This is a genomic window from Micromonospora sp. NPDC005324, from assembly GCF_040607155.1.
In the GTDB taxonomy this organism is placed as follows: Bacteria; Actinomycetota; Actinomycetes; order Mycobacteriales; family Micromonosporaceae; genus Micromonospora; species Micromonospora trifolii.
This window is the reverse complement of sequence record NZ_JBEXGE010000099.1, coordinates 1-4,408: the sequence shown is the minus strand read 5'-3', so window position 1 is coordinate 4,408 and position 4,408 is coordinate 1. Positions and strand designations below refer to the sequence as shown.

Sequence of the window (4,408 nt, the reverse complement as noted above, 5' to 3'; positions counted from 1 at the left end):
GTCAACGACTGGATCGCCGCATGGAACGACAACCCCAAACCCTTTGTCTGGACCAAAACCGCCGACCAGATCCTCGACAACCTCGCCAACTACTGTACCCGAATCAATAAAGCTTCTAACGACTCAGGACACTAGTAGTGCTTTGTTAGGTCGTTGTGGCGTGTCGCTTGTGCGGGGATCGTGACGGTGTTTGGCTGCGGTGCGTGGATGAGCGGGATCTGGTTCGGGTGCGGGCGCGGTTGGAGGACTTCGCGGCGGGGATCTTCGCGGGGCTGCGGCGCTCGGATCAGCGGGCGACCGGTCTGCGCTATCTGCGTGGGCTGATGCTGGACGGTCGGCGGAAGTCGATGCAGCCGATGGCCGAGCGGCTCGGGGTCGATCACCAGCAGTTGCAGCAGTTTCTGACCTCGTCGACCTGGGATGTCGTTGGTGTGCGGCGCCGGCTGGCCTCCGCCGCGGTCGATATGGTGACGCCTCAGGTGTGGGTGGTCGACGACACGGGGTTTCCCAAGGACGGCAAGGCTTCGGCGTGTGTGGCCCGGCAGTACTCCGGCACTCTGGGCAAGGTCGCCAACTGCCAGATCGCCGTCAGCGTTCACGCCGCGACCGACGCCGCGTCGGCGGTGCTGAACTGGCGATTGTTCGTGCCGGAGTCCTGGGATGACACGTGTGTGCCCGGTCCGGACGGTAAGCCCGTGAACGCGCACGCTCGTAGGCTGCGCCGCGAGCCGGTCACCCGCGATCAGGCCGGGGCGAAGAAACCCCATGTGCGACAACAGGTACCGCCTGCCGAGCAGATCGCGCTGATTCGCCGGCGGCGGGCGGCATCCAAGGTCCCCGACACCGAGCGGTACCGGCCGAAGTGGATGATGGCCCTGGAGATGCTCGACGAGTTGGCCGAGTGGGGGCTGCGTCCGCCGCTGTTGACCGCCGACGCCGGCTACGGCCAGGTCGCCGAGTTCCGTCAGGGCCTGACCGAACGCGGTATCGGCTACATCGTGGCGACCACGTCGTCCACTACCGCGCAACCCGGCGACGCCCAACCCGTCGAGGTGCCCTACGCCGGAGTTGGCCCGCATCCCACACCGCGCTACCCCCACCCGGCCCGCAACCTGAAAGACCTCGCCCTCGCCCACGGTGCCGACACGGCGCGCCTGGTGCGCTGGCGTGCCCGGCTACCCGCAGCCAACCGCGACCCGGACCGGCCTGTCGGTGAGCTGTCCGGGCACTTCTTCGCCCTGCGGGCGCGTCCCGCCGGCCGAGTGATCCAACGCGGTCCACACCGCGGCGACGACGGAGTCCTGCCCGAATGCTGGCTGCTCGTGCAATGGCCCCCTGATCAGGACGAACCCAGCGACTACTGGCTGTCCGACCTACCCGCCGACACACCACTTGCCGAACTGGTCCGCCTGGCCAAGAGCCGCTGGCGCATCGAACACGACTACCGCGAACTCAAAACCGGCCTCGGCCTCGACCACTTCGAAGGACGCTCCTGGATCGGCTGGCACCGCCACGTCACCCTCACTGCGGCCGCCCAACTGTTCCTCACCCAACTGCGGCTGACACTCCCAAAAGCAGTAGGGCGGAACTGAGCCTCTACGCCGTCCTCCGCGAACTGCAGTACCTACTCGCGACCTGGCTCAGGTTCTGCCCTACCCGCCACCAACTCGTCCCAACCCAACAAAGCACTACTAAGGGTGTTTCCGGCGTTCTTGGTTAGTAGGTTTCAGCGGCTGGAAATCGGTCGATGAAGGTGATGGCGAAGGCGTTCAACGCGGGCTTCCAACGGATCGTCCATCGGGTTCTGCCTGCCCCGGTGGGGTCCAGGGAGCGGGTCACCAGGTACAGACACTTCAACGCGGCCAGCTCGTTGAGAAGGTAGTCCCGGTAGCGCGGTCAGCGATGGTGACGGATGCGTTCCCAGGTGGTTGGTGGTTCCATTGCGGCACCGGTGCGCAAGGCGGCTACTACCGGCTCGCCGGCGCCGATCGTGGCGGTGAGCTGACCGTGTTCGGTGTGGGCCGGAATCCCCGAGGACACGGCGGGGATCTGCACGTTGAGCCGTACCCGCAGACCCGGCCAGCCGATCACCTGGACCCTCTTAATGGCGTTGACGGTGCTGCCCGCGCCGAGCGGGCCGCGCAAGGTAGCGACCTGCTCGCCGGCCTCGACGAGCGTGTGGACCGCGAGCACATTCGCAGTCACGCGCAGCAACGACCGGGTCACCGCGAACACCCGGTCCAGCTGGACGGGAGTGTTGGCCCCGGGCTGGCCTAGAACAGCGCCGACGATGCGGAGCTTTCGGCCGTCCACCGAGACTACCGCCGCGAATACAAGGCAGCCACCGGCCTCGTCGGTAGAGCCGGTCTTGATCCCCACCACCCCGCCGCGGCCGACCAGCTCGTTGTAGTTTCGCACTGTGCCGGCCACCGGTATAGTCGCTCGCTTCTGCCGCACGATCTCCGCGAACGCCGGCAGCTCCATCGCTCTGCTCGCAAGAATCACCTGGTCTTCTGCGGTACTCACGGTGTCGGGGTCGAGGCCGGACGGGTCGGTGTAGTGGGTGTCAGACATGCCGAGGTCGTCCGCGACGGCGTTCATTTTCTTGACGAAGGCCGCGACGCTGCCGGAGTCCCAGGCGGCGAGGATGCGCGCCATGTTGTTCGCCGAGGGCAGGAGTAGGGCCTGCAGCGCCTGCCTTTCGGTGATGATCTCTCCGGCCCGCACCTCGACGAGCGACTCGCCGCGCGCCCTTTCCGCCGGGTACGCGGCCGCCTGCTCAGCGCTGATCGTGAGCTTCGGCCCGTGCTCGCCGGCGGCGAGCGGGTGCTCGGTGAGGATGACGTAGGCCGTCATCACCTTTGTCACGCTCGCGATGGGCAGCGGCTTTGAACCACCGAAGGCCCCGAACGTCCCGACCCCGTCAACAGAGATCATCGCCTGCCCCGAACGCGGCCAGGGCATTCGCGGCACCGTGCCGGGGATGGCCATCGACGTGGGCAGCGTCACCTTGACCGTCGCAGCCGGCAGCGGGTCACGCAGTGGTGCGACCGCATACATCCCGCCGCCGACGAGCAGCAGCAGCAGCACGGCCAGGAATACGCCCAGCGACCACGTAATGCGACGGCGGCCACGCTGAACCGGCGGCCCTGGCGACAACCGCCTGAACTCCACGGTAGGCAGATCCGTCGGACCGTACACGGCGTCTCCTTTACTGTCCTCCGGTAGCACGCATGCTGCGCCTTACGGCCTAAGCGAACGTCCGGGGTAATCGGCTGCTTGTCAGTGTGGCGCAGTTTGGCCGCCGTCTGCCGGGCCTTCCGCGCGGGCGATCCTTACAATTGCGGTCCGCTGTGAAGCTCGCCGCCCAAGTACGGCCAGGGGTTGGCCATGCAGCCTTTGAGAAAAAGCGTCTGCTGCATCATTACAGGCGCCGGCATGCCCGCGCCGGGGCACCGCTGGTGCGCATTTCCCAACTCATGCCCTACTTCATGATTGATAACGTACTTTCGGTAAATGTCAAGTGACACCTTGGCCTCGACAAAATGGTCGACAGAAAGTTTCCAACGGTCAAGATTGATGATCACTTTTCCCTGACCCCGACAAGAGGTGAAAGGCTCGCCGTAGACACGAATGTCCACCCACACCGCCGCACACATCTCACGGGCGGTGCCAGAAGTAACCAAGAAGACGGTAAAGTCATAACTGTCGCCGCGCGGCACACGTTGAAGCCGCAGATCCCCGCCGCCGATCCAGCTCCTGCGGTCGCTGAGCGTCGCTTCCACAGCGTCAGCGAATTCCCCGACGTTCTCGTTCGCGCCGTACTCAACTGCGACCCTGTAGCGGAGAAGGCGACCAGCCCGACCCACCGTAGAGCCGCGCCCCGCAGCGTACTCGAAGGTGCCGCGTCCAGTTGAGGGCACCGTGCCGAGCACTCGCAGCCTGGGTGCCGCAGACTCGGGCGCCTCTGCACGCACGGGCGGCGTCGAACGAGTCGACTCCATGACTTTGGGCGAACGCACCGCTTGAACAGGCCTGCTGGTTGCCGGTGCTTCAGGAGGTGCGACGAAGACCCCGATCAGCGCGAGCACACCACCCACCATCACCAGCACCAGGCCGGCCGCCTGACCGCGCCGAAATTGCCTACGCGATCGATGCCGGCTCCGGTATGACGATGGACGACGACAAGAAATTGATTGAGCTTGACCCAAAGCTATGCTCCTCACGGCATCCCATGCATTGGACCTCTGCGTCTGGCAACGCGGCGACCGCAACGAGCGCCATCGAGCGATGACGGAATTTAGGTGGCGGTCGAGGTGTTGGTGGCAGGAATGGCGGCCGCGCACCGGCGTCAGGATTGGCCCCGATGCCGGTGCGCGGTTCGTCTCTCAGCGCTTGCTGGTTATGG

At 65.8% G+C, this 4,408-nt stretch carries 3 protein-coding genes and 2 pseudogenes; 2 read left to right on the top strand and 3 right to left on the bottom strand.

The window, feature by feature from the left end; translation table 11 throughout:
* Positions 1 to 135: pseudogene (locus ABZS40_RS36325) on the top strand (IS630 family transposase); the annotation flags it as partial.
* Between the two features lie 68 nt (positions 136 to 203).
* Complete coding sequence (locus ABZS40_RS36320; RefSeq protein ID WP_354949239.1) at positions 204 to 1,592, top strand: transposase; 1,389 nt, start codon at positions 204 to 206, stop codon at positions 1,590 to 1,592.
* Between the two features lie 124 nt (positions 1,593 to 1,716).
* Here ABZS40_RS36320 and ABZS40_RS36315 read toward each other — a convergent pair.
* From ABZS40_RS36315 to ABZS40_RS36305, 3 genes and pseudogenes are all read right to left on the bottom strand, one after another.
* A pseudogene (locus ABZS40_RS36315) lies at positions 1,717 to 1,869 on the bottom strand (IS256 family transposase); the annotation flags it as partial.
* A gap of 27 nt (positions 1,870 to 1,896) precedes the next feature.
* Positions 1,897 to 3,201: a D-alanyl-D-alanine carboxypeptidase gene (locus tag ABZS40_RS36310; RefSeq protein ID WP_354949237.1), complete on the bottom strand. Its 1,305-nt coding sequence runs from the start codon at positions 3,199 to 3,201 to the stop codon at positions 1,897 to 1,899.
* 134 nt (positions 3,202 to 3,335) lie between these two features.
* Complete coding sequence (locus ABZS40_RS36305) at positions 3,336 to 4,103, bottom strand: DUF3152 domain-containing protein (RefSeq protein WP_354949241.1); 768 nt, start codon at positions 4,101 to 4,103, stop codon at positions 3,336 to 3,338.
* Between the last annotated feature and the right edge of the window lie 305 nt (positions 4,104 to 4,408).